Genomic DNA, 19114 nt, shown 5'->3' with positions numbered 1-19114 from the left:
GGAGCTCGGGTGTGGACATCTGGTCACTATCTCACGGACTCTGAGTCTGTGAAGGGTCCCTTCACGGACCTCCACACCGACTTTGCCGACACCCTGCGGGTAAAGCCCCTGCTCCGCGGCGCCGTCGACGCTCAGACGCCAAGCCTTCGGCGAATTCCCAGGCAAATTCCCAGGCGAGTTCCCGCCGGAATCGAAGGATGTTCAGACCATCGGGGAGCGTCGTCCGGCATCACCGGCCATATGCCGAGACCATGTGACGGGACTCCCCGATGCTGTGGCGCTACCACGAGGTGCTGCCGGTCCGGGACGTGCGGCTGGTCGCGGTCCAGGCCGCCGGATGCGCACCGATCGTCGAAGCTTTCGCCGCCGGGGCAACGGAAAGCGAGCCATTCCCGGACGCCCGGGCCGTCGCGTTCGGCATCACGGTGCCCAAGGCGTTGGGTGATTTCCTGGTCCTGGAAGCGCTTTACGCCACCGAAGGCACCGCGGTCGCGGTCACCGACGACGAACTGCTTGCCGCGCAACGCCGGCTCGCCGAGCTGGAGGGCACGTTCGTGTGCCCCGAGGGCGCCGCCTGTTTCGCCGCGGTGGACCGGCTCCGGGAGTCCGGCTGGCTCGGCGAGGACGACGAGACCGTCGTCCTCAACACCGGGGCCGGGATCAAGTACCCCGAAACGGTGCCCCTCGACGTCCCGCTGCTCGCGAAGGACGGCGTCATCCCGGCGGGATCTCCGCGGAGTCGGTGAGTCGCAGCTTGCGGCGGGCGCGCTGGTAGAAGGTCGTCATGCCGAGCCGGACCACCCGCGCGGCACCCGGGCGGGCCTTCAGCTCGATCGTCTCCCCCGGCCCGACGTACCCGGCCACCTGCCCGTCGACCTCCACTGCGAGCCGTCCGCTGGAGGGCAGCACCTCCAACGCGACGACGTCGTGTACGGACAACACCACGCCCCGGCTGTACGCGGAGTGCGGCGCAGCCGGAGTCACCAGCAGCGCCTCCACGGACGGGCTGGTGATCGGCCCACCCGCGGAGAAGCTGTACGCGGTAGAGCCGGTCGGCGTGGCCACGACGACCGCGTCGGCGGCGTAGCTGACGAACTGCTGGCCGTTCACCCGCACCGCGACGATCGCGCTGCCGTCGCCGGGTACGCGGACCACTGCGACGTCGTTGAACGCCGTCACGGTGCGTTCGCCGAGCCGGGCGTCGACCGCGAGCCGGGGCTCCACAGTGAACTCGTGCCCGTCGATGGCCGAGAGCGCGCGAGGCAGGTCCGGCACGTCGACCTCGGCGAGGAAGCCCAGCTTGCCCAGGTTCACGCCGAGTACCGGGGCACGCTGCCCGTCGGCAAGGCGCATCGCCCGCAGCATGGTGCCGTCGCCGCCGAGGCTGACCAGCAGATCCGCCCGGCTGCCCAGTTCGGCGGGTGACACGCCGACCGCCAAGCAGTCGAGCCGCTCGAGCTCGTCGGCGATGCCGAGGATCTCGATCCCGCGTCCGGCGGCCCAGCCGAGCACCGCGGCGACCGCGGCCGCGGAATCCCGGCGTGGGTGCAGAACCAGCCCGGCTGCATGCATCTCGGTGTCCCCTCGCGTCAGCCTGCGCTGCGCCCCAGTCTGCCCCGGCGCGCCCGGGGTGGCGAGCCACGCGCGGGTTAAGCTCGGCGCTCGTGACCGACGACGCGCGTGCCACCCGGACGAACTGGGCCGGGAACCTCACCTACCGAGCCCGCGAGATCCGCGCTCCACGCACCGTCGAGGAGGCCCGGGAACTGGTCGCGCGGGCTCCCCGGGTCAAGGCGCTCGGCAGCCGGCACTCCTTCAACGCAGTGGCCGACAGCCCGGGCGGCCTCCAGCTCGACCTGAGCGCGCTCGACGTACCCGCCACGATCGATCCGGCCGCCGCGACCGTCACCCTCGGCGGCGGGGTCCGCTACGGCGATGTGGTGGAGCAGCTCGACGAAGCGGGCTTCGCGCTGGCGAACCTCGCGTCCCTGCCCCACATCACGGTGGCGGGCAGCGTCGCGACCGGTACGCACGGCTCCGGACAGCACCAGCCCGGTCTCGCATCCGCGGTGTCCGCGATCGAACTGCTCACCGCAGACGGCGAGCTGCGCACGTTCAGCCGCACCGGCGACCCGGACATCTTCCCCGGCCTGGTCGTGAACGCCGGCGCGCTCGGCGTGCTCACCCGGCTCACACTCGATCTGGAACCGGCCTTCGAGGTAAGGCAAGACGCGTTCGACGCGCTTCCATGGCAAACCGCGATCGAGCATTTCGACGAGATCCAGGCGGCCGGGTACAGCGTCAGCATGTTCACCAACTGGGCGCGCGACGTCGTCGACCAGGTGGTACTGAAGAACCGCGTCCCCGCCGACGTACCCCGCACGCTCTTCGGCGCCCTTCCCGCCGACGGACCCCGCCACCCGGCACACGCCGCGGGCATATCCGCAGAGAACACCACCGTGCAAGGCGGCGTACCCGGCCCGTGGTACGACCGGCTGCCCCATTTCCGCGTCGGCTTCGCCCCGAGCGTCGGCGCGGAACTGCAGAGCGAATACTTCGTCCCCCGCACCTCCGCCGCGGCCGTTTTCGAGGCCCTGCGCGGAATCGGCGACCGGATCGCGGAACTCGCGCTGGTCTCGGAAATCCGCACCCTGGCCGCCGACGACCTGTGGCTGAGCCCCGGCTACGGCGGCGACCGCGTGGCCCTGCACTTCACCTGGCGACCCCGCCAGCCGGAAGTCGAAGGCCTGCTGCCGCTGATGGAAGAACGACTCGCCCCGTTCGCCGTCCGCGCGCACTGGGGCAAGCTGTTGCACGGCAAGCCGCTCGAACCAGGACACCGTGGATTGCCGAAGTTCCGGGAGCTGGCCGGGCGGCTGGATCCGCAGGGGAAGTTCCGTAATCCGTTCCTGGATTGGGCGTTGTCCGATACTGAGGGTTGAGCCGAAGTCCACAGTGTCAGTCCACAGCGTTCAGTCCACAGCGTTCAGTCCACGCTGGAAATCCGCCCCCGGTGCACGGCACGCCCGATCATCCGGGCCAGATCCGCCACCAGCGCCGGGTCGTCCGGAAGCTGCCCGGTCGCCACGCGCAGATGCGGCGGGCCTGAGGCCGGATGACACCGCCGCCCCTCGCCGGCCGAAACGCCCTTGGCCGCCAAGGCGATCAGGGTGCGGGACTCCTCGGCGACCGGGATCCACAGCCCGAGACCGTCCCGGCCAGAAGCGGGAATGCCCTGTTCGCGCAAGGCATCCGACAGGGCGGTGCGGCGTTGGGCGTAGCGGCGGGCAGCGCGGTGGAGCAAGACGGAGGTGCCCGGGTCGGTGAGCAGGAACGCCTGCGCGTTCTGCAGGATGCGGCTCGACCAGCCGGGGCCTCGATGCCGTCGCACCTGGTCGATCAGCGTGGCGGGGCCGCCGAGCACGCAGCTTCGCAGTTCTGGGCCGAACGCGGTGCAGTACGAGCGTACGTGCAGCACCCGGCCGGGCAGGTGCGTGCCGAGGCTGACGGGGGATGCGGTGGCGAGTGGGCCGAGGTCGTCGTCCTCGATTACGGCGAGGTCCTCTTCGGACAGGACTGCGGCGAGGTCGGCGATGCGCTGGGGCGGCACCGAATGTCCGAGCGGGATCTGCGCGCGGGTCTGGTAGACGAACGCGACCGGGCGGTGTGTGGCGAGCACGGCGGCCAGTGCGGCGGGCTGTGGGCCGTCGTCGTCGCAGGGCACGCCGACGACGTGGATCCGGGAGTTGCGGAGGAGGTCCAGTAGCCACGGGGCGGTCGGCGTTTCGAGCGCGACGGTATCGCCGGGGCGCGCCACGGCCTGGCAGGCCAGCAGCATCCCGTCATGCCCGCCGGCCGCGATCGTCCATGCCTCGGCCGGGAAAGGCCAGTCCGTGCGGACGGCGGATCGCAGCCGGGCGGTGAGCACGTCATGACCGCCGGGACGTTCGGTGCGCACCCCGGCGGCCACGGCGTCCTCCAGCGGGGGCAGCAGGACCGGATCAGGCAGCCCGTGTTCCAGGTCTACCGCCGACCATCCGGAGAAGACTCCGCCGGGCGCCGGGGCGACCGGGGGTTCGAGCACGACCGTGCCGCGGCGGCGGCCGGTGCCGATCAGGCCCGCGGTGCGCAGCTGCGACCACGCCTCGGCAATGGTCGTGGGGCTGACCGAAAGCTCCGCGGCGAGTGCCCGCACGGTGGGCAGCCGCGTGCCGGGCGGCACCTGACCGTCGCGGATCAGGCCGGAGACCGTGCTCGCCACGCCGCGCGCGGTGCGCTCGCCGATCCGGGCGACGAGCCAGCCCGGCCCGATCGGCGGAGTCGTCGCGAGTTCGCCAATGGCCACGCACCGGCTCCCCTCGTCCGGTCGGTTTCTGTCAGGTTCCGAAGCTAGGGCGGGAATCGGACGCGGCCAAGGCGTTTCACATCCTGGTGCGCCACCACGCCGCAGGCCGGTACAAACCGGTCCCCGGTGAGCTGCGCCACCGACGGCCGCGCGGACTGCACAAACCGGACCTGTCAGGTTAGGCTAACCTTCATGACGCTTCCCCGGCCGGACGCACCGACGCTCACCGGCACCGCCCTGACCCTCGGGTACGGCGCGGATCCGGTGGTACGGGACGCGGGGGTCGCCCTCCATCCCGGCGCGGTCACCGTCCTCATCGGCCCGAACGGATCGGGCAAGTCCACCCTGCTGCGCGCGCTGGCCCGGCTCCACCGGCCGGAGTCGGGCTCGGTCACCGTGCCGGGCGTCGGCGACGCCGAGGTCGACGCGCGTGCCTTGTCCGCCAAGGAATTCGCCCGGCGCGTGAGCATGCTGACCCAGTCCCGGCCCACCCCCGGCGGGGTGCGCGTGCGCGATGTGGTCGGCTACGGCCGGCATCCGCACCGGGGCCGCTTCGGCTCCGGCGACCCGGAGGGACCCGCGGTGGTGGAGCGGGCGATGCGGCTCACCGGCGTCGCCGCGATGGCCGCCCGGCCGGTCGGCGAGCTTTCCGGCGGGGAACTGCAGCGGGTCTGGCTGGCCACCTGCTTCGCGCAGGACACCGGCGTGATGCTGCTCGACGAGCCGACCACCTTTCTCGACCTGCGCTACCAGATCGAAACCCTCGACCTGGTCCGCGACCTCGCCGACGAACACGGCGTCGCGGTCGGTGTGGTACTGCACGATCTCGACCAGGCCGCCGCAGTCGCCGACCGGATCGTGCTGCTCTCGCGCGGCGTCGTGCGGGCCGACGGCCGCCCGGACGAGGTTCTCACCCCCGAGCTGCTCACCGAGGTCTACGGCCTGCGCATCGAGGTGTACTCGGACGAGAGCGGGCACGTGCGCACCCGGCCGATCGGCAGGCACACCACCCGGAGCCGTACGGCCCGCTCTGCCTGAACGCGCTCCCCAACCCCGCAACCCCCACCTGAAGAAGGAAGATCCGTGTCCCCACATCCCCGTTCTCCCCGCAGGCCGCTCGTGAAGGCGGCCGCGGCCGCGCTGGCCGTGCTGTTCGCCTCGGCCTGCGGCACCACCGAAGCGCCGGCGGACGCCGCAGGCACCACCTCCGCGAAACCGTCCGGCCCGGTCACCGTTACCGACGAACGCGGCGAGGTGCGACTGCCCGCACCCGCGGCGAAGGTGGTTTCCCTGGAATGGGGCCTGACCGAGAACCTGCTGGCGCTGGGCGTACAACCGATCGGCGCGGCCGACGTGAAGAACTACAACGTCTACGACAAGGTCGCCCCGCTGCCCGAGTCCACTCCGGACGTGGGCACCCGCGGCGAACCGAGCACCGACGCGATCGTCGCGCTGCACCCGGACCTGGTGGTCACCACCACCGACCTGCCGGAGAACGTGATCGCGCAGATCGCCGGAAAGGTGCCGGTGCTCGCGCTGAAGGGCTCGGACTCGGACGATCCGATCGGCTACCTGCGCCGCACCGTGACCACGTTGGCCGAGGCGACCGGAACGCAGCAGCAGGGCGGGAAACTGCTGGCCGATTTCGACGCGAAGGTGGCCGACGGGAAGGACAAGCTCGCCAAGGCTGGCAAGACCGGGGCGCCGTTCACCATGGCGGACGGCTATGCGACCTCCGGCACCGTCACCGTTCGCATGTACACGCCGGGTTCGTTCCTCGGTGGGGTGGCGAAGGAACTCGGGCTGGCCAACCAGTGGACCGGCGGTGGTGACAAGACCTACGGCTTGGCCTCCACCGACGTCGAGGGCCTGACCAAGATCACCGACCCGGCGACGACGTTCGTGTACGCGGCCAGCGACAGCGAAGGCGACGTGTTCAAAAAGGACCTCGCGGACAACGCGGTGTGGAAGCAGCAGGCCTTCGTGAAGGCCGGGCACGTGCACCGGATTCCGGACGGTATCTGGATGTTCGGTGGCCCGAAGTCGGCGTCCGCGTATGTGGATGCGGTCGTCGACGCGCTGTCCTGATGCCTGTTTCGCTGCAGTCGCCGGAAAAGCCCGCGGCGCCCGACAGGCTCCGCCTGGGTGCGCCGGCGGTGTTCACCGCCGGGATCGTCGCGCTGGTCGTACTGTCCACAGTGCACTTGTTACAGGGCACGTCGCAGATCGGCGTCGGTGAGCTGCTGCGCGCGATCCTGCCCGGCTCGGCCGGCGACGAACGCGAGCAGGCCGTGGCAGTGCTGGTGGCCAGCCGCCTGCCCCGGCTCGCCGCCGCGCTGCTGGTCGGGCTGGCGCTCGGGTTTTCCGGCTGTGTCCTGCAATCCGTGGCACGCAACCCGCTCACCTCGCCGGACACACTGGCGGTCAACGCGGGTTCGTACGTCACGGTGGTCGCGGTCTCCGCGTTCGGCGTCTCCCTGCCGTTCTACTTCAACGGCTCGGTCGCCTTCGTCGGCGGACTGGCCGCGGCGGGACTCGTGCTGCTAGTGGCCCGAGGCGGCGGGGGCAGCCCGGCCCGGCTGGTGCTCGCGGGTTCGGCGATCGCGCTCGCGCTCAACGCGCTCACCTCGGTGCTGCTGATGCTGTTCCAGCAGAAGACGACCGGGCTGTTCGCCTGGGGCAGCGGCACGACCGTCCAATCCGGACTGCGGCAGGTTTCGCTTGCGGCGCCGGTGATCGCGGTCGCGGTGCTCGGCACGCTGCTGCTGGCGCGCCGGCTCGACGTGCTCGGGCTCGGCGACGATCAGGCCCGTGTGCTGGGCATCGACGTGGCCCGCACTCGTCTCGTCGCGGTCACGCTCGCGGTGTTGCTCGCGGCGATCTCGGTGACCGTCGCCGGGCCGATCGGGTTCGCCGGGCTGTGCGCACCGGTGATCGCGCGGCTCGTCGCCGACCGCGTGCCCGGGCTCGGGCGGCATCCGCTGCTGCTGCCGCTCGCGGGGCTGGCCGGGGCACTCGTCGTCGTCACCGCGGACGTCCTGCTGCGCGCCCTCGTCCCGGCGGATCTCGCGACCGCGGTACCGACCGGCGTGGTCACCTCGCTGGCCGGCGGGATCGTGCTGGTGTTGCTGGCCCGCCGCCGGCTCACGGGCGAAGCCGGCGCGCCGAGCGCGCACGGCACCGTCCGCTCGGGCCGCTGGGTCGCGGCGACCGGCGTCGTGCTCGCCATCGCGATGGTGGGTGCGTTCGTCGCGGCGCTGCTGCTCGGCGACCGGCTTGTGCTGCTCGGCGACGTCGTGAACTGGTGGCGCGGGCTTTCCGGCACCGAGGTGAGCTTCGTCCTGGATCTGCGCTGGCCACGGGTGCTGGCCGCGCTGCTCGGCGGAGCGGCGCTCGCCGTCGCGGGCGCGATCGTGCAAGCGGTCGCCCGGAACCCGCTCGCCGAACCGGGACTGCTGGGGGTCACCCCCGGGGCGAGCGTCGGCGCGATCTCCGTCGTGCTCCTGGTACCGGGCGTCGGGATCTGGCCGGTGATGGGTGCGGCCACCGCGGCGGCGCTGCTGACCTTCGCACTGGTGTACCGGCTCGCCGCCCGAAGACGGGCGTCCTCGGAGCGGCTCGTGCTCATCGGCATCGGGATGAGCACCGCAGCTACCGCCATCACCACGATGATCGCAGTACTCGGCTCGCCGTGGAACACGAACCTCGCGCTCGCCTGGCTCTCCGGTTCGACCTACGGCCGGGAACTCGGGCAGATCGTGCCGGTCGCGCTGTGCCTGCTGCTGGCGGTGCCGCTGGCCCTGTCCGGATCGCGGACGCTGGATCTGCTCGCGCTCGACGAAGACGTGCCGCGCGTGCTGGGTGTGCCGATGGAACGGGCGCGGCTCGGCTTGGTCACGCTGGCGGCGTTGCTGACGGCGGCCGCGGCGTGCGCGGTGGGCGCGCTCGGGTTCGTCGGCCTGGTCGCCCCGCATGCGGCGCGGGCGCTCGTGGGGTCGCGGCACTCCCGGGTGCTGCCGGTGGCCGCCGCACTCGGCGCGGTCCTGGTGAGCGTCGCCGACACGCTGGGCCGCACCGTGCTCGCGCCGTCGCAGGTGGCGGCGGGCCTGGTGGCCGCGCTGATCGGCGCGCCGTACTTCGGGTGGCTGCTCTGGCGGAGCCGGGCACTGCGCTGAACTCCTCAGACAAGCTGAGGAGTAGGCTCCTCGGCATGTCCTCTGCGGTCCCCCGGCACCCGCTCGCCACGCAGGCTGCTGAGCACCTGCTGGCCCGGGTCCGGGCGGGCGAATGGCCGCTCGGGCACAAGCTGCCCGGCGAGACCACGCTGGCCGCCCAGCTCGGCGTCGGCCGCTCGACGCTGCGCGAGGCGATCCGCGAGCTGGCGGGCAAGGGCGTACTCGATTCCCGGCAGGGCGCGGGCGTGTTCGTGACCGCGCTGGACGTGCCCGAGGAATGGGACGCCGTGCTGCGCCGGGCTTCGATCGTCTCCGTACTCGAAGCGCGGATCGCCATCGAAGCGGAGGCCGCCGCGCTCGCCGCGCAGCGCCGTACCCCGGCCGATCTCCGTGCCGTCCGGCGCGCGCTGGCAGCCCGCCTGACCAGCGACGAGTTCGTGCGCGCGGACACCGAGTTCCACCGGGCGGTACTCGCCGCCGCACACAACGACGTGCTGATCGAGCTGTTCGACAGCTTCGTCCCGCGGATCCACCGGGCGATGACGGAGCTGCTGCGGGCCCGCCCGCTCGTCTCGCCGGAGGAGGACCAGACCGCGCACCGCGCGCTGGCCGATGCCATCGCCGACCGGGACCCGGTAGCCGCCGCGGCGCGGAGCCGGGCCCATCTGACCGCGTTCAAGGAGGCGTTCTCGTGAGCACGGCCGAGGTGGTGCTGGAGCTGGCCGACGTGGTGTTCCGCAGGCAGGGCAAGGAGATCCTGCACGGCGTGAGCTGCACCGTACGGGCCGGGGAACACTGGGCGCTGCTCGGCCCGAACGGGGCGGGCAAGAGCACCATCCTCGGGTTCTGCGGCGCGCTCACCCATCCCACCACCGGCACCGTGCGGGTCCTCGGCGCGCAGCTCGGCCGCGTCGAGTTGCAGGCGCTGCGCCGGGAGATCGGGCACGTCGACCCACGCCACCCGCTGCGCTCGCCGCTGACGGTCCGGGACGTGGTGCTCACCGGCCTCACCGGCAGCGTCGACACCCCACCGCGGTGGCGGCCCACCGCCGCACAGACGGCGAAAGCGGACGACCTGATCGCCTTGCTGGGACTGGCCGGCCAGACCGCCGAGCGGTGGCCCACCCTGTCCCAAGGCGAACGCGGCCGTGCCCTGATCGCCCGTGCCCTGATCGGCGAACCCCGGCTGCTGCTGCTCGACGAGCCGTCCACCGGATTGGACGTGGCCGCCCGCGAACAGCTGCTGGAGACCGTCGACCTGCTCACGCACAGCCATCCCGGGCTCGCGTCCGTCCTGGTCACCCACCACCTCGAAGAACTGCCCGAGACCACGACGCACGCGCTGCTGGTCGCCGGCGGCTCGGTCGTCACCGCCGGGCCGATCGACCAGGCGCTGACCACGGGCAGCGTGAGCCGCGCCTTCGGCCACCCGATCCGCGTGACCCAGCACGACGGCCGGTGGAGTGCCCGCGCCGCCCGCCGCGGCGCGGAGGAGGTCGCTTGAGCGGCCGGCCCGACCCGCTCGGCCTCCAGGAATAGACCCGGACGGGATACTGTCGTACCCGACGTACTTGCAGTCCGATCCGAACGGGAGACGATCATGGCGACCGAGAAGGCGTTGCTGGCCGGCGGATGTTTCTGGGGGATGGAGGAGCTGTTCCGCCACCAGCCGGGCGTCACCGCCACCCGGGTCGGCTACAGCGGAGGCGACACGCCGAACGCCACCTACCGCAACCACGGCTCGCACGCCGAGGCGATCGAGGTCACCTACGACCCGGAGCACACCGATTTCCGTGCTCTGCTGGAGTTCTTCTTCCAGGTGCACGACCCGAGCACGAAGGACCGGCAGGGCAACGACCTCGGCCCCAGCTACCGGTCGGCGATCTTCTACACCACCGAAGAGCAGAAGAAGATCGCCGAGGACACCATCGCGGACGTCGACGCGTCCGGGCTCTGGCCCGGCAAGGTCGTCACCGAACTGACCCCGGCGGGCGACTTCTGGGAGGCCGAGCCGGAGCACCAGGACTACCTCCAGCGTTACCCGCAGGGCTACACCTGCCACTTCCCCCGGCCCGGCTGGAAACTGCCGAAGCGGGAAACCGCCTGAACACACCGGCGGCAGCCGCCAAGACCGGCCGTGCCCGCGCCATCCTCAACTGCGAGACCACTGTGGACGATGCGCGACGTACGCCCGGACTGACCTGAAGGCTGTGAAGGGTCCCTTCACAGACCCAGAGTCCGTGAAGGGACCCTTCACAGCACTCGAACCAGCCACCCGGGCCGACGGCACCGTGCGCCGAACCAGCGCTCACGCCGGCACGGTGGCGAACGCCTCCACCACCCCACCGGCCAGCCGGTCCCCCCGCGCCGCCTGCTCGACCGGGACCGTCACGCACACCGTGAACCGGTCCGCCCACGTCATCACCCCGACCGCGACCGGGACGCCGGGGGCCAGGGACAGCACCGGATACACCGTCCGCACCCGCGCGCCGTTGAGCACGACCAGGGAACGCGCGCCGGGCAGCACCGAGGCCAGCGCGCTGAACCAGGTGCCCCGGTAGACGAGCCGGGCCAGACGGTGGTGCAGCCAGGGCGGGAAGACGCCCAGCACCCGTACCACGGCGTGACCCGCCCTCGGTGCCCCACGGCCGACCTGGGCGGCCAGCAGATCACGGGTCTGCCGGATCCGGTCCGGCAGGGGCATCGCGCCGGTCGGCAGGTCCACCGAAGCCGCGCCGGTGTGGTTGCCCGGTTGCCGGATCGTGCCGGTGTCCCGGATCGACATCGGGATCAGCACCCGCATCCGCGCCGGGGCGCGCTCCCCCAGTTCACGGTGCAGTGCCTCGGCGACGAGGGCGAGCACGAGGTCGGTGGTCGGTACGCCGATCCGCCGCGCCGCCGCCCGGACGTCCGGCGCGTGCAGGTGCGCACGGGCGAAATGCCGCCGCGGTCCGTCGATCCGCGTCTCCCAGCGCACCCGGGACGCGGGTCCGGCCTTGGCCAGCGCCCACATCCCGCGGGCCAGCTCGCCTGCGTCACGCCTTCGTGCGGCAGAGAAAAGGTTGCCCCGTAAGGAAACCCGACGGGCCGGGGACGGCGGGGCGAGGACGGTCTTGCCCCGCGTCCGGCCGACCAGCGCGGCAATCACCGCGATGCCGTCGCTGGCCGCATGGTGCAGGGCGACCAGCAACGCGCCCTGCCCGCCCTCGATCCCGGTGACGAGCCGGGCGCGGACCGGGTGCTCGGGCGTGACCGCGACCGAGAAGAACTCGTCCATCGCCTCCGTGACCGAGGTTTCCAGATCCGCGTCCGGACCGGTCTCGACGTGGTCGAGCACGTCCGCCGCGGTCCGGGCCGGGGCCTCCTGCCACTTCGGCCGCCACAGGCCGGTTCCGGGCAGCAGCCGCGTGTGCAGGCCGGGTGTCGCGGAAACCAGATACTCGGCGTCGGCCAGGGTCACCGGGGAGCCGTCCGGCTTCGGGTCGAACAGGAGCACCGCGCCGGCCTGTTGCGGCACCTCGCGCGTGGCCGCGTGCACGAACAACGCGTCTTCCGGGCGCAGCCGCCGGGTCGCCCCGTTGTGCGGGCCCTCGACGAGCGATTCCAGCGCCGTGACGATCGGGACGGCCGTCTCGCCGTGCCGGATCGCGTTCTCCACCATCGTCTTGAGCCGGGTGGGCTCGGCGATCAGGGAGCGCACCACGGCCGCCAGCTCACCGTCCTTTTCGGACCGCAGGGTGAACCCCGCGGCGGCCATCACCCCGGCGCTCGCCTTGCCGTGCGCGGCGATCGCGCGGTGGATCAGCACCGGCCGCCCGCAGGCCAGCGCCTCCATCGCGGTGACCCCGCCGTTGTTGGTCACCAGCACGTCGGAGGCGAGCACGTACGATTCCGGCTCGTCGGTCCAGCCGACCACCCGCAGCCGCGGCTCGCCCAGCGCGCGCAGCCGCTCGGCGAGCGCCTCGTTACGCCCGCAGATGGCCACCGGCAGCACCGCCGGGTCCGCGTCGAGCAGCTCCAGCGCCGCCCCCTCGACCGCGCCGAACCCGAGCGAGCCGCACGAGATCACCACCACGAACTTGTCCGGCGGCAGGCCCAGCCGTTGCCGGGCGCCGGCCCGGTCGCCCGGCCGGAACTCCGCGCGCACCGGCGGCACGGACACCTCGACCCGCGCCGCCGGGCAGGATTCCAGCGCCTGCCGCACCGCGATCTCGTGCATCACCATGGTGAGGTCGACCGAGCGGTAGACCCAGAACGGATGCGGCGCGAAGTCCGGCACCCACGCCCCGATCGGCGCCGAGAGCCGGCCGCTGCGGCGCAACCAGGCCAGCCCCGCCGTCGCCATCGGATACGTGGAGAGCACCAGCTCGGGCACGAACCGCGCGACCGTCCGGGCGAGCCGCCGCCCGCACCACTGGCCGACCACCCACCGCGACACCGCGGCGAACCACGGCAGCCGCCAGATCGCGCGATAGAAGAACTCGTACAGCCACGGCGTGGTCTCCACGTTCGCCACGTACAGCCGGCGCAGCAGCGGAGCCATCCCGGGGCCGAGCAGGTCCAGCAGGTCGATCCACTCGACGGTGGCCCCCGGCCACCGCTCCCGCACGCCGCTCTCCAGCACCCGCGCCGTGGCGTTGTGCCCCTGACCCATGTTCGCGGAGACGATCAGTACCCGTTCCACCGCGCCCCTTTCACCCAGCAACGGACGGCTGACGACCAGTCCGAGTCCGTGAAGGGACCCTTCACGGACCCTGATTCCGTGAAGGGACCCTTCACAGCTTCTCCACAACGGGAGCGAGGGAAGCACACGGCGTCAGCAGCCGGATCCGGCGAGGCCGTAGCCGTCGCCGTCGCCCGGCCCGCGGTGCTCGGGCTCGACGGCTTCCCCGGACTCGGCGACGGGTTCGGCCGACAGGTGCGAGGCCCGCGTGGACAGCATCACGATCCCGACCACGATGACCAGCCCGCCGAGGGCCTCGCCGAACAGCGCGAGCGGGGTGCCGTTGGCGGATTCGCCCATCCAGGACAGTCCGATCGCGACCCCGACCAGCGGATCCAGCGCGGTGATGACGGCCAGCGCCGGGGTGAGGAACCGGCCCTGCTGGAAGGTGTTCTGGCTGAGCAGGAACCCGATCGGGCCGATCACGCACACCAGGTACAGCGTCCAGTGCCGGAACGGCTCCCCCGCCCCGATCCGGAACTGGTTCGCGACCACCTTCATCAGGCCGGCCGTCAGGCCGTAGAGCACCCCGGTGGCCACCGCGAGACCGAGCACCCGCAGCGAGGCGGACCGGCTGAACGCGCCGAACCCGAGGCCGAGCAGGGTGAGCACGGCCAGCACGAGACCCAGCGGCAGCAGCGCGGCCCCGGTGACCAGCGTCGCACCGTTGCCGCTGGGCCGGGCCACGACCAGCAGCCCGGCAAGCCCGGCGACGCACAGCAGGGCACCGAAGGTCATCATCCGGTCCGGGCGGCGCCGCTCCAGCCGGGCGGAGGCGAACCCGGCGAACATCAGCGAGGTCACCAGCAACGGCTGGACCAGCAGCAACGGCCCGTAGGCCAGGGCGACCAGCTGCAGGATCAGCCCCAGCACCGTGCCCGCGATGCCGATCAGCCACAACGGCCGCCCGACGAGCCGGCGGAACAGCGTGAGGTCCAGCGGCCCCCCGGCCTCCACCTCCTTGGTGGCCCTGGCCTGGGCGGCGCTCGCGAGCCCCATGCACACGGCGCCGAGCACCGCGGCGGGGACGGCCACGAACAGCGACACCCCCGTGGCAGCGGTCATGGCACACTCACCTCACATCATCCCCATCCGCCGTGTTTATGCTGTTGGCAGCCCGCAGGCCGCGGCAGGGGACCCGGTCGACCCGGTACCGGAGGACGAGAAGCGACCCTATGCGACACCACCTGACGATCGACCTGCCTTCCTTCCGCAATCTGGTGGTCGGCGGGGGCCGGCATCTGCTGGAGTCGACGCTGGTCCCGGCCGGCCTGTTCTACCTCCTGCTCACGCTGGTCAGTTTCGATTCCGGGGTGATCGCCGCCCTGTGCTGGTCGGTGACCGTGCTCACCACCCGGCTGGTGCTGCGCAAACCCGTGCCCACGGTGCTGCTGCTGACCACCGGGCTGCTGGTCGCGCGGACCGTGCTGGGCCTGGCGACCGGCAGCACGTTCCTGTACTTTCTGCAGCCCACGCTGCAGAACTTCGTGGTCGCCTGCCTGTTCCTGGTCTCCGCGCCGTTCAACAAGCCGCTGCTGGCCCGGCTGGCCGGCGAGTTCTGCTCGTTGCCGGACACGCTGTCGGGCCACCCCGGCATGCGGCGGTTCTTCCAGCGGCTGTCCCTGCTCTGGGCGCTGGTCTTCGCGGTCAACGGCGGGGTCACCCTCCTGCTGCTCGCGAAGGCCACCGTCGGCGACTTCCTCATGGTCAGCACGGCCGGTTCGTACAGCCTGGTCGGGCTGACCATCCTCGGCTCGCTGTGGTGGTTCCGGCGCTCGCTGCGCTCGGCGGGCATCGTGCTGCGGATGGGCCGCCGTCCGGCGGCCGTGCCGGCGGGCTGATGCCCGGGTTCGGCACCGCGCTGGTCACCGGCGCCTCGTCCGGGATCGGTGCGGCCACCGCCCGCCTGCTCGCCGCCGGCGGTACCCACGTCCTGTTGCACGGCCGCGATCGGGAACGGCTCGACGCGCTCGCCGCGGAGACCGGCGGGACCACCCTGCCCGCGGACCTCGCCGACCCGGAGCAGCGCTCCCGGCTCGCAGAGCGGCTCGCTGCCGAGGAGCTGGACCTGCTGGTGCACAACGCAGGGCTCGGCTGGGCCGGGCCGCTGCCGGAGCTGCCCGCCGAACGGCTCACCCGGCTGACGGCAGTCAACCTGACAGCACCGCTGGAGCTGACCCGGGCACTGCTGCCGACGATGCTGGCGCGCGGGCGTGGCCGGATCGTGTTCGTCACCTCGATCGCCGGGCGCACCGGCGTCGCGGGCGAAGCGGTGTACGCGGCGACGAAGGCCGGCCTCGACGCCTTCGCCGAAAGCCTCCGGTTCGAACTCCACGGCACAGGGATCGGCGTCGGCGTGGTTGTCCCCGGCGTGGTTCGTACGGAGTTCTTCACCCGCCGTGGCAAGCCCTACACCCGCAGTACGCCCCGGCCGGTGAGCGCCGGACGGGTCGCCAACGCCGTGGTCCGGGCCGCGGAGAAGCCCGGTGACTACTACGTGCCGCGGTGGCTGCGCGTCCCGGTCGCGCTGCGCGGCGTGGTGCCCGGCGCGTATCGCGCGCTCGCGACGCGCTTCGGGGCGGAAAGCTGACCGGTCCACTGCACCTCCTCCCGCGACGCCGGCCCGGACGTTCTCGAACCTAGTTCTGCCAATACCTCCGGGCATCAGGGTTATTCCCGACCTCACCCCGGATCTCCCGGTTCCGCCGGATCGCCCGTCTCGCCCGGCGCGCCCCAGGCCAGGGCGAGCAGCAGGGTGGCCCGCGAGGCGGGGTCGTCGAGTGCGGGCCCGAACAGCTCGTGCAGCCGGCCGAGCCGGTAGGACACGGTCTGCGGGTGGATGTGCAGGTCCTCGGCCACCGCCTTGCGGTCACCCAGATGGAGCAGCCACGAGGTGAGCGTCGTGGACAGCCGGGCGCGCGAGGAGTCGTTCAGCTCCGCGAGCGGGGCCAGCACCTGCAGGCGCAGCGCGTCGAGCAGCCGGTCGTCGCGGTGCACGATGATCGCGTCGAGGTGCTCGTCGGCGAACACCGGATCGTCGCTGAGCAGGTGATCGCGGCGCAGCCGGGCGGTCACCTCGGCGATCCGGAGGCTGGCCGGCAGCCGGTCGACCGGCACCGTGGCGCCGACCACCGCCCCCGCCCCGCGCAGCGCCCCGGCCAGCCAGGCGCGCCGCCCGGGTCCGCCGGGGTCGGGCACGATGGTGACCAGCAGGCCCGGCCGGCGCAGCCGCAGGCAGGTGTCGTCCAGCCGGGACACCAGCTCCCGGCCCAGCTCGTTCTCGTCCTCCACCAGCACCACCGCGGCCTGGCGCGGCAGCCGCCAGGCGGCGCGGGCCGCGGCGGCGCGGACGGCGGCCATGTCCGCGCGATCGGACAGCAGCAGCTCGGTCAGCTCGTCCCGGAGCCGTTCCCGGACCCGCACCCCGTCGGACTGCTCCAGCAGGTACCCGCGCAGCGAGGATTCGGAAAGCTGATCCACCAGGGCGAACACGGTGGTGGCCAGCGAGGCGAACAGCTCGGCCTCCACTTCCAGCCCCAGCGCTGCCTCCGAGACATGCCGCCAGGCCACCCGCGCACCCACCCGATAGGCGGACAGCAGGCTGGTCACCGGGCGGCCCTGCCGGTACTGGCTGCGGCCGATCTCCTCGAACACCACCTGCTCCACACCGGAGCCGAGCCCCGGGAGATCCTGCTCGGGCTCCTCGGCGGCCAGCGCGATCAGCCGCCGCACGAATCCGGCGCTCGCGGTGACGATCTCGGCCAGTTCCTCGGTCAGGAACTCCGCGTAGTCCGGGTGCTGATCGACGAGCTGATCGCGTACCTCGTTGAGGATCGCCGGCAGCCGCCGGGTCACGACGACTTCCAGCTCGTCCAGCCGGGTCACCTGATCGGGTCCCATTTCGTCCGGCCCTCCCTCCGTCGCCGCCTGCCGCTGCGTGAGTCCTCGCGCCTATCCTCACCCCACTTTGTTGTCTCGTGCCAAGTCGAAGCCACCAAAATTCTCCATCCGGTTGCAGAAGCCGCCCATCCGGGCGGACCAGACTTGTCTCGATGACACGCACTTCACCTGGCCGTCACAGTCCGGAACGGGACGGTCTGCGGGCGAAGCGGCACGCGGAGAACTTCCCGGTCGCGCTGCGGATCCTGCCGCGGCCACTGCGGGCGGACCTGGTCGCGGTCTACGGCGTCGCGCGCACCGTCGACGATCTGGGGGACGAAGCCGAGGGCGAGCGCAGCGCCGGGCTGGAGGCCTACCGCGCGGAGCTGTCCGCGACGTTCGCCGGCGCCGAACCGGCCGACCCGGCGCTGCGCGCGCTGGTCCCGGCGATCCGCGGCGGCCGGGTCGAGCAGGCCCCGTTCCGGCACCTGATCGAGGCGAATCTGCAGGACCAGCGCGTAAAACGCTATGCGGATTACGCCGGGCTGCGCGAGTACTGCCGGCTCTCCGCGGATCCGGTGGGCCGGATCGTGCTGTCGCTTCTGGACGTCCGCGACGAGTCCGCGGCGCGGCTGTCCGACCGGATCTGCACCGGGCTGCAGCTGGTGGAGCACTGGCAGGACGTCGGCGAGGACTACCGCAACGGGCGGGTCTACCTGCCGCAGGAGGATCTGGCCGCGTTCGGCGTCGCGGAACGGGAGCTGGCCGCGGCGCACGCGTCGCCGCGGCTGAAGGAACTGATGCGCTGGGAAACCGACCGCGCCGCCGCCCTGCTGGGCAGCGGCGCGGAGCTGATCGAGCGGCTGTCCGGCTGGGGACGGCTCGCGGTGAGCGGCTTCCTCGCCGGTGGGCTCGCAGCGGTGGACGCGCTGCGCGACAGCCGCGGGGACGTGCTCGGACGGCCGGTTCGCCCGAGCCGAGCCGGGGTACTGGGATGGCTGGGGTGGCTCCAGGTGAGCGCGAGGACGGAGAGGCGGTCCGGATGACGACGGTCGAAGACGCGTACGCGCACTGCGCGCGGATCACCCGGGAGCAAGCGCGCAATTTCCATTACGGCATCCGGCTCCTGCCGCCGGCCAAGCGATCGGCGTTGTGCGCGGTGTACGCGCTCGCCCGGATCATCGACGACATCGGCGACGACCCCGCGCTGTCGGCCGAGGCGAAGCTGCAGGGCCTGGCCGAGGTCCGGAAATCACTCGGCGACCTGTCCACGAACACCGACCCGGTATACGTCGCGGTCGCCGACGCGGCCCGCCGCTACCCGATTCCGCTCGGTGCGTTCGAGGAACTGCTCGACGGCGTCGAGATGGACGTGACCGGCCGCAAGTACGTGCGGTTCGAGGAGTTGGTGGAATACTGCCGATGCGTGGCGGGCTCGGTCGGCAGGCTGTGCCTCGGCGTGTTCGGCAGCCGCCCGGACACGGCCGCCCCCGGCTACGCCGACGAGTTGGGAATAGCCTTGCAACAGACCAACATTCTGCGCGACATCCGGGAGGATCTGCGCAACGGCCGGGTGTATCTGCCCAAAGAGGACCTGGACCGGTTCGGTGTGGACCTGGCGATCGGCGAGGACGGGAACCTGGCCGATCCGGGTGGCGGGCTCACCGCGTTGATCCACGACACAGCAGCGCGGGCAAGGGAGTGGTACACACGCGGGCTGCGCCTCGTGCCCTCCCTCGATCGCCGCAGCGCCGCCTGCTGCACGGCGATGTCGGGGATCTACCGCACCCTGCTGGACCGGATCGACGAGCAGCCGTCCCGGGTGTTCGATCGGCGGCTTTCCTTGACCGGCCGGGAAAAGGCCGTGGTGGCAGCACGGGCACTCACCGGAGCCGGACGATGACCGCGCCCCGGTGGGAGGCTTCTCGCGGCGGCGGCAGGACCGCCGGCGGCGCGCTGTCCAATGCGGGCACCGACCCGTTCCCTTCCCCG

At 72.3% G+C, this 19114-nt stretch carries 17 protein-coding genes; 12 read left to right on the top strand and 5 right to left on the bottom strand.

From position 1 onward, the window contains the following. Positions 1-269 precede the first annotated feature (269 nt). The gene (locus D5S19_RS12240) at positions 270-746 is read left to right on the top strand and encodes a pyridoxal-phosphate dependent enzyme (protein WP_233573853.1); all 477 of its coding nucleotides are present in this window, start codon (positions 270-272) and stop codon (positions 744-746) included. On the opposite strand, the gene D5S19_RS12235 is transcribed toward D5S19_RS12240, so the two are convergent. Next, positions 715-1572 (bottom strand): NAD(+)/NADH kinase, encoded by an 858-nt coding sequence (locus tag D5S19_RS12235; RefSeq protein ID WP_120023466.1) that lies wholly within the window; start codon positions 1570-1572, stop codon positions 715-717. The two genes, D5S19_RS12240 and D5S19_RS12235, sit on opposite strands and share 32 nt — an antisense overlap. Before the next feature lie 92 nt (positions 1573-1664). Here D5S19_RS12235 and D5S19_RS12230 point away from each other — a divergent pair, with 92 nt between their 5' ends. Beyond that, positions 1665-2942, top strand: coding sequence for an FAD-binding protein (locus tag D5S19_RS12230; protein ID WP_120023465.1), 1278 nt, complete (start codon positions 1665-1667; stop codon positions 2940-2942). A 44-nt stretch (positions 2943-2986) separates the two neighbouring features. Here D5S19_RS12230 and D5S19_RS12225 read toward each other — a convergent pair whose 3' ends face one another. After that, positions 2987-4345 carry an aminotransferase class I/II-fold pyridoxal phosphate-dependent enzyme gene (locus tag D5S19_RS12225; RefSeq protein ID WP_120023464.1) on the bottom strand — a complete coding sequence of 453 codons (1359 nt, stop codon included), beginning with the start codon at positions 4343-4345 and terminating at the stop codon, positions 2987-2989. Positions 4346-4537: 192 nt separating this feature from the next. Here D5S19_RS12225 and D5S19_RS12220 point away from each other — a divergent pair, with 192 nt between their 5' ends. The 6 genes from D5S19_RS12220 (at position 4538) to msrA (ending at position 10627) form a co-directional block, all read left to right on the top strand. Next, complete coding sequence (locus D5S19_RS12220) at positions 4538-5383, top strand: ABC transporter ATP-binding protein (protein ID WP_120023463.1); 846 nt, start codon at positions 4538-4540, stop codon at positions 5381-5383. Between the two features lie 45 nt (positions 5384-5428). After that, positions 5429-6433: an ABC transporter substrate-binding protein gene (locus D5S19_RS12215; RefSeq protein WP_120023462.1), complete on the top strand. Its 1005-nt coding sequence runs from the start codon at positions 5429-5431 to the stop codon at positions 6431-6433. Next, on the top strand, positions 6433-8520 hold the full coding sequence (locus D5S19_RS12210; protein ID WP_120023461.1) for an iron ABC transporter permease: 2088 nt from the start codon (positions 6433-6435) through the stop codon (positions 8518-8520). Before D5S19_RS12215 ends, D5S19_RS12210 begins: the two co-directional genes overlap by 1 nt. A gap of 35 nt (positions 8521-8555) precedes the next feature. After that, positions 8556-9215, top strand: coding sequence for a FadR/GntR family transcriptional regulator (locus D5S19_RS12205; RefSeq protein WP_120023460.1), 660 nt, complete (start codon positions 8556-8558; stop codon positions 9213-9215). Beyond that, entirely contained in the window at positions 9212-10024 is an 813-nt protein-coding gene (locus tag D5S19_RS12200; RefSeq protein ID WP_120023459.1) for an ABC transporter ATP-binding protein, read from the top strand. Before D5S19_RS12205 ends, D5S19_RS12200 begins: the two co-directional genes overlap by 4 nt. A gap of 96 nt (positions 10025-10120) precedes the next feature. Beyond that, positions 10121-10627 carry a peptide-methionine (S)-S-oxide reductase MsrA gene (gene msrA / locus D5S19_RS12195; protein WP_233573852.1) on the top strand — a complete coding sequence of 169 codons (507 nt, stop codon included), beginning with the start codon at positions 10121-10123 and terminating at the stop codon, positions 10625-10627. A 201-nt stretch (positions 10628-10828) separates the two neighbouring features. On the opposite strand, the gene D5S19_RS12190 is transcribed toward msrA, so the two are convergent. Both D5S19_RS12190 and D5S19_RS12185 read right to left on the bottom strand, forming a co-directional pair. Then, positions 10829-13204, bottom strand: coding sequence for an MGDG synthase family glycosyltransferase (locus D5S19_RS12190; RefSeq protein ID WP_199730455.1), 2376 nt, complete (start codon positions 13202-13204; stop codon positions 10829-10831). 132 nt (positions 13205-13336) lie between these two features. Further along, positions 13337-14308, bottom strand: a complete 972-nt coding sequence (locus tag D5S19_RS12185) for a DMT family transporter (RefSeq protein WP_233573851.1) — start codon at positions 14306-14308, stop codon at positions 13337-13339. Positions 14309-14418: 110 nt separating this feature from the next. On the opposite strand from D5S19_RS12185, the gene D5S19_RS12180 reads away from it, so the two are divergent. Together D5S19_RS12180 and D5S19_RS12175 are read left to right on the top strand one after the other, a co-directional pair. After that, entirely contained in the window at positions 14419-15084 is a 666-nt protein-coding gene (locus D5S19_RS12180) for a VC0807 family protein (RefSeq protein WP_120023457.1), read from the top strand. Beyond that, the gene (locus tag D5S19_RS12175) at positions 15084-15833 is read left to right on the top strand and encodes an SDR family NAD(P)-dependent oxidoreductase (RefSeq protein WP_120023477.1); all 750 of its coding nucleotides are present in this window, start codon (positions 15084-15086) and stop codon (positions 15831-15833) included. Before D5S19_RS12180 ends, D5S19_RS12175 begins: the two co-directional genes overlap by 1 nt. Before the next feature lie 92 nt (positions 15834-15925). On the opposite strand, the gene D5S19_RS12170 is transcribed toward D5S19_RS12175, so the two are convergent. Then, entirely contained in the window at positions 15926-17143 is a 1218-nt protein-coding gene (locus D5S19_RS12170) for a PucR family transcriptional regulator (protein WP_120023456.1), read from the bottom strand. Between the two features lie 152 nt (positions 17144-17295). Between D5S19_RS12170 and hpnC the strand changes: the two genes are divergently transcribed. Together hpnC and hpnD are read left to right on the top strand one after the other, a co-directional pair. Next, positions 17296-18168: a squalene synthase HpnC gene (gene hpnC / locus D5S19_RS12165; RefSeq protein ID WP_120023455.1), complete on the top strand. Its 873-nt coding sequence runs from the start codon at positions 17296-17298 to the stop codon at positions 18166-18168. Further along, entirely contained in the window at positions 18165-19025 is an 861-nt protein-coding gene (gene hpnD / locus D5S19_RS12160) for a presqualene diphosphate synthase HpnD (protein ID WP_120023454.1), read from the top strand. The genes hpnC and hpnD overlap by 4 nt, the downstream gene beginning before the upstream one ends. Positions 19026-19114 lie beyond the last annotated feature (89 nt).

The organism is Amycolatopsis panacis, assembly GCF_003600245.1.
Lineage (GTDB): Bacteria > Actinomycetota > Actinomycetes > Mycobacteriales > Pseudonocardiaceae > Amycolatopsis > Amycolatopsis sulphurea.
This window is presented reverse-complemented; position numbering and strand designations above follow the sequence as displayed.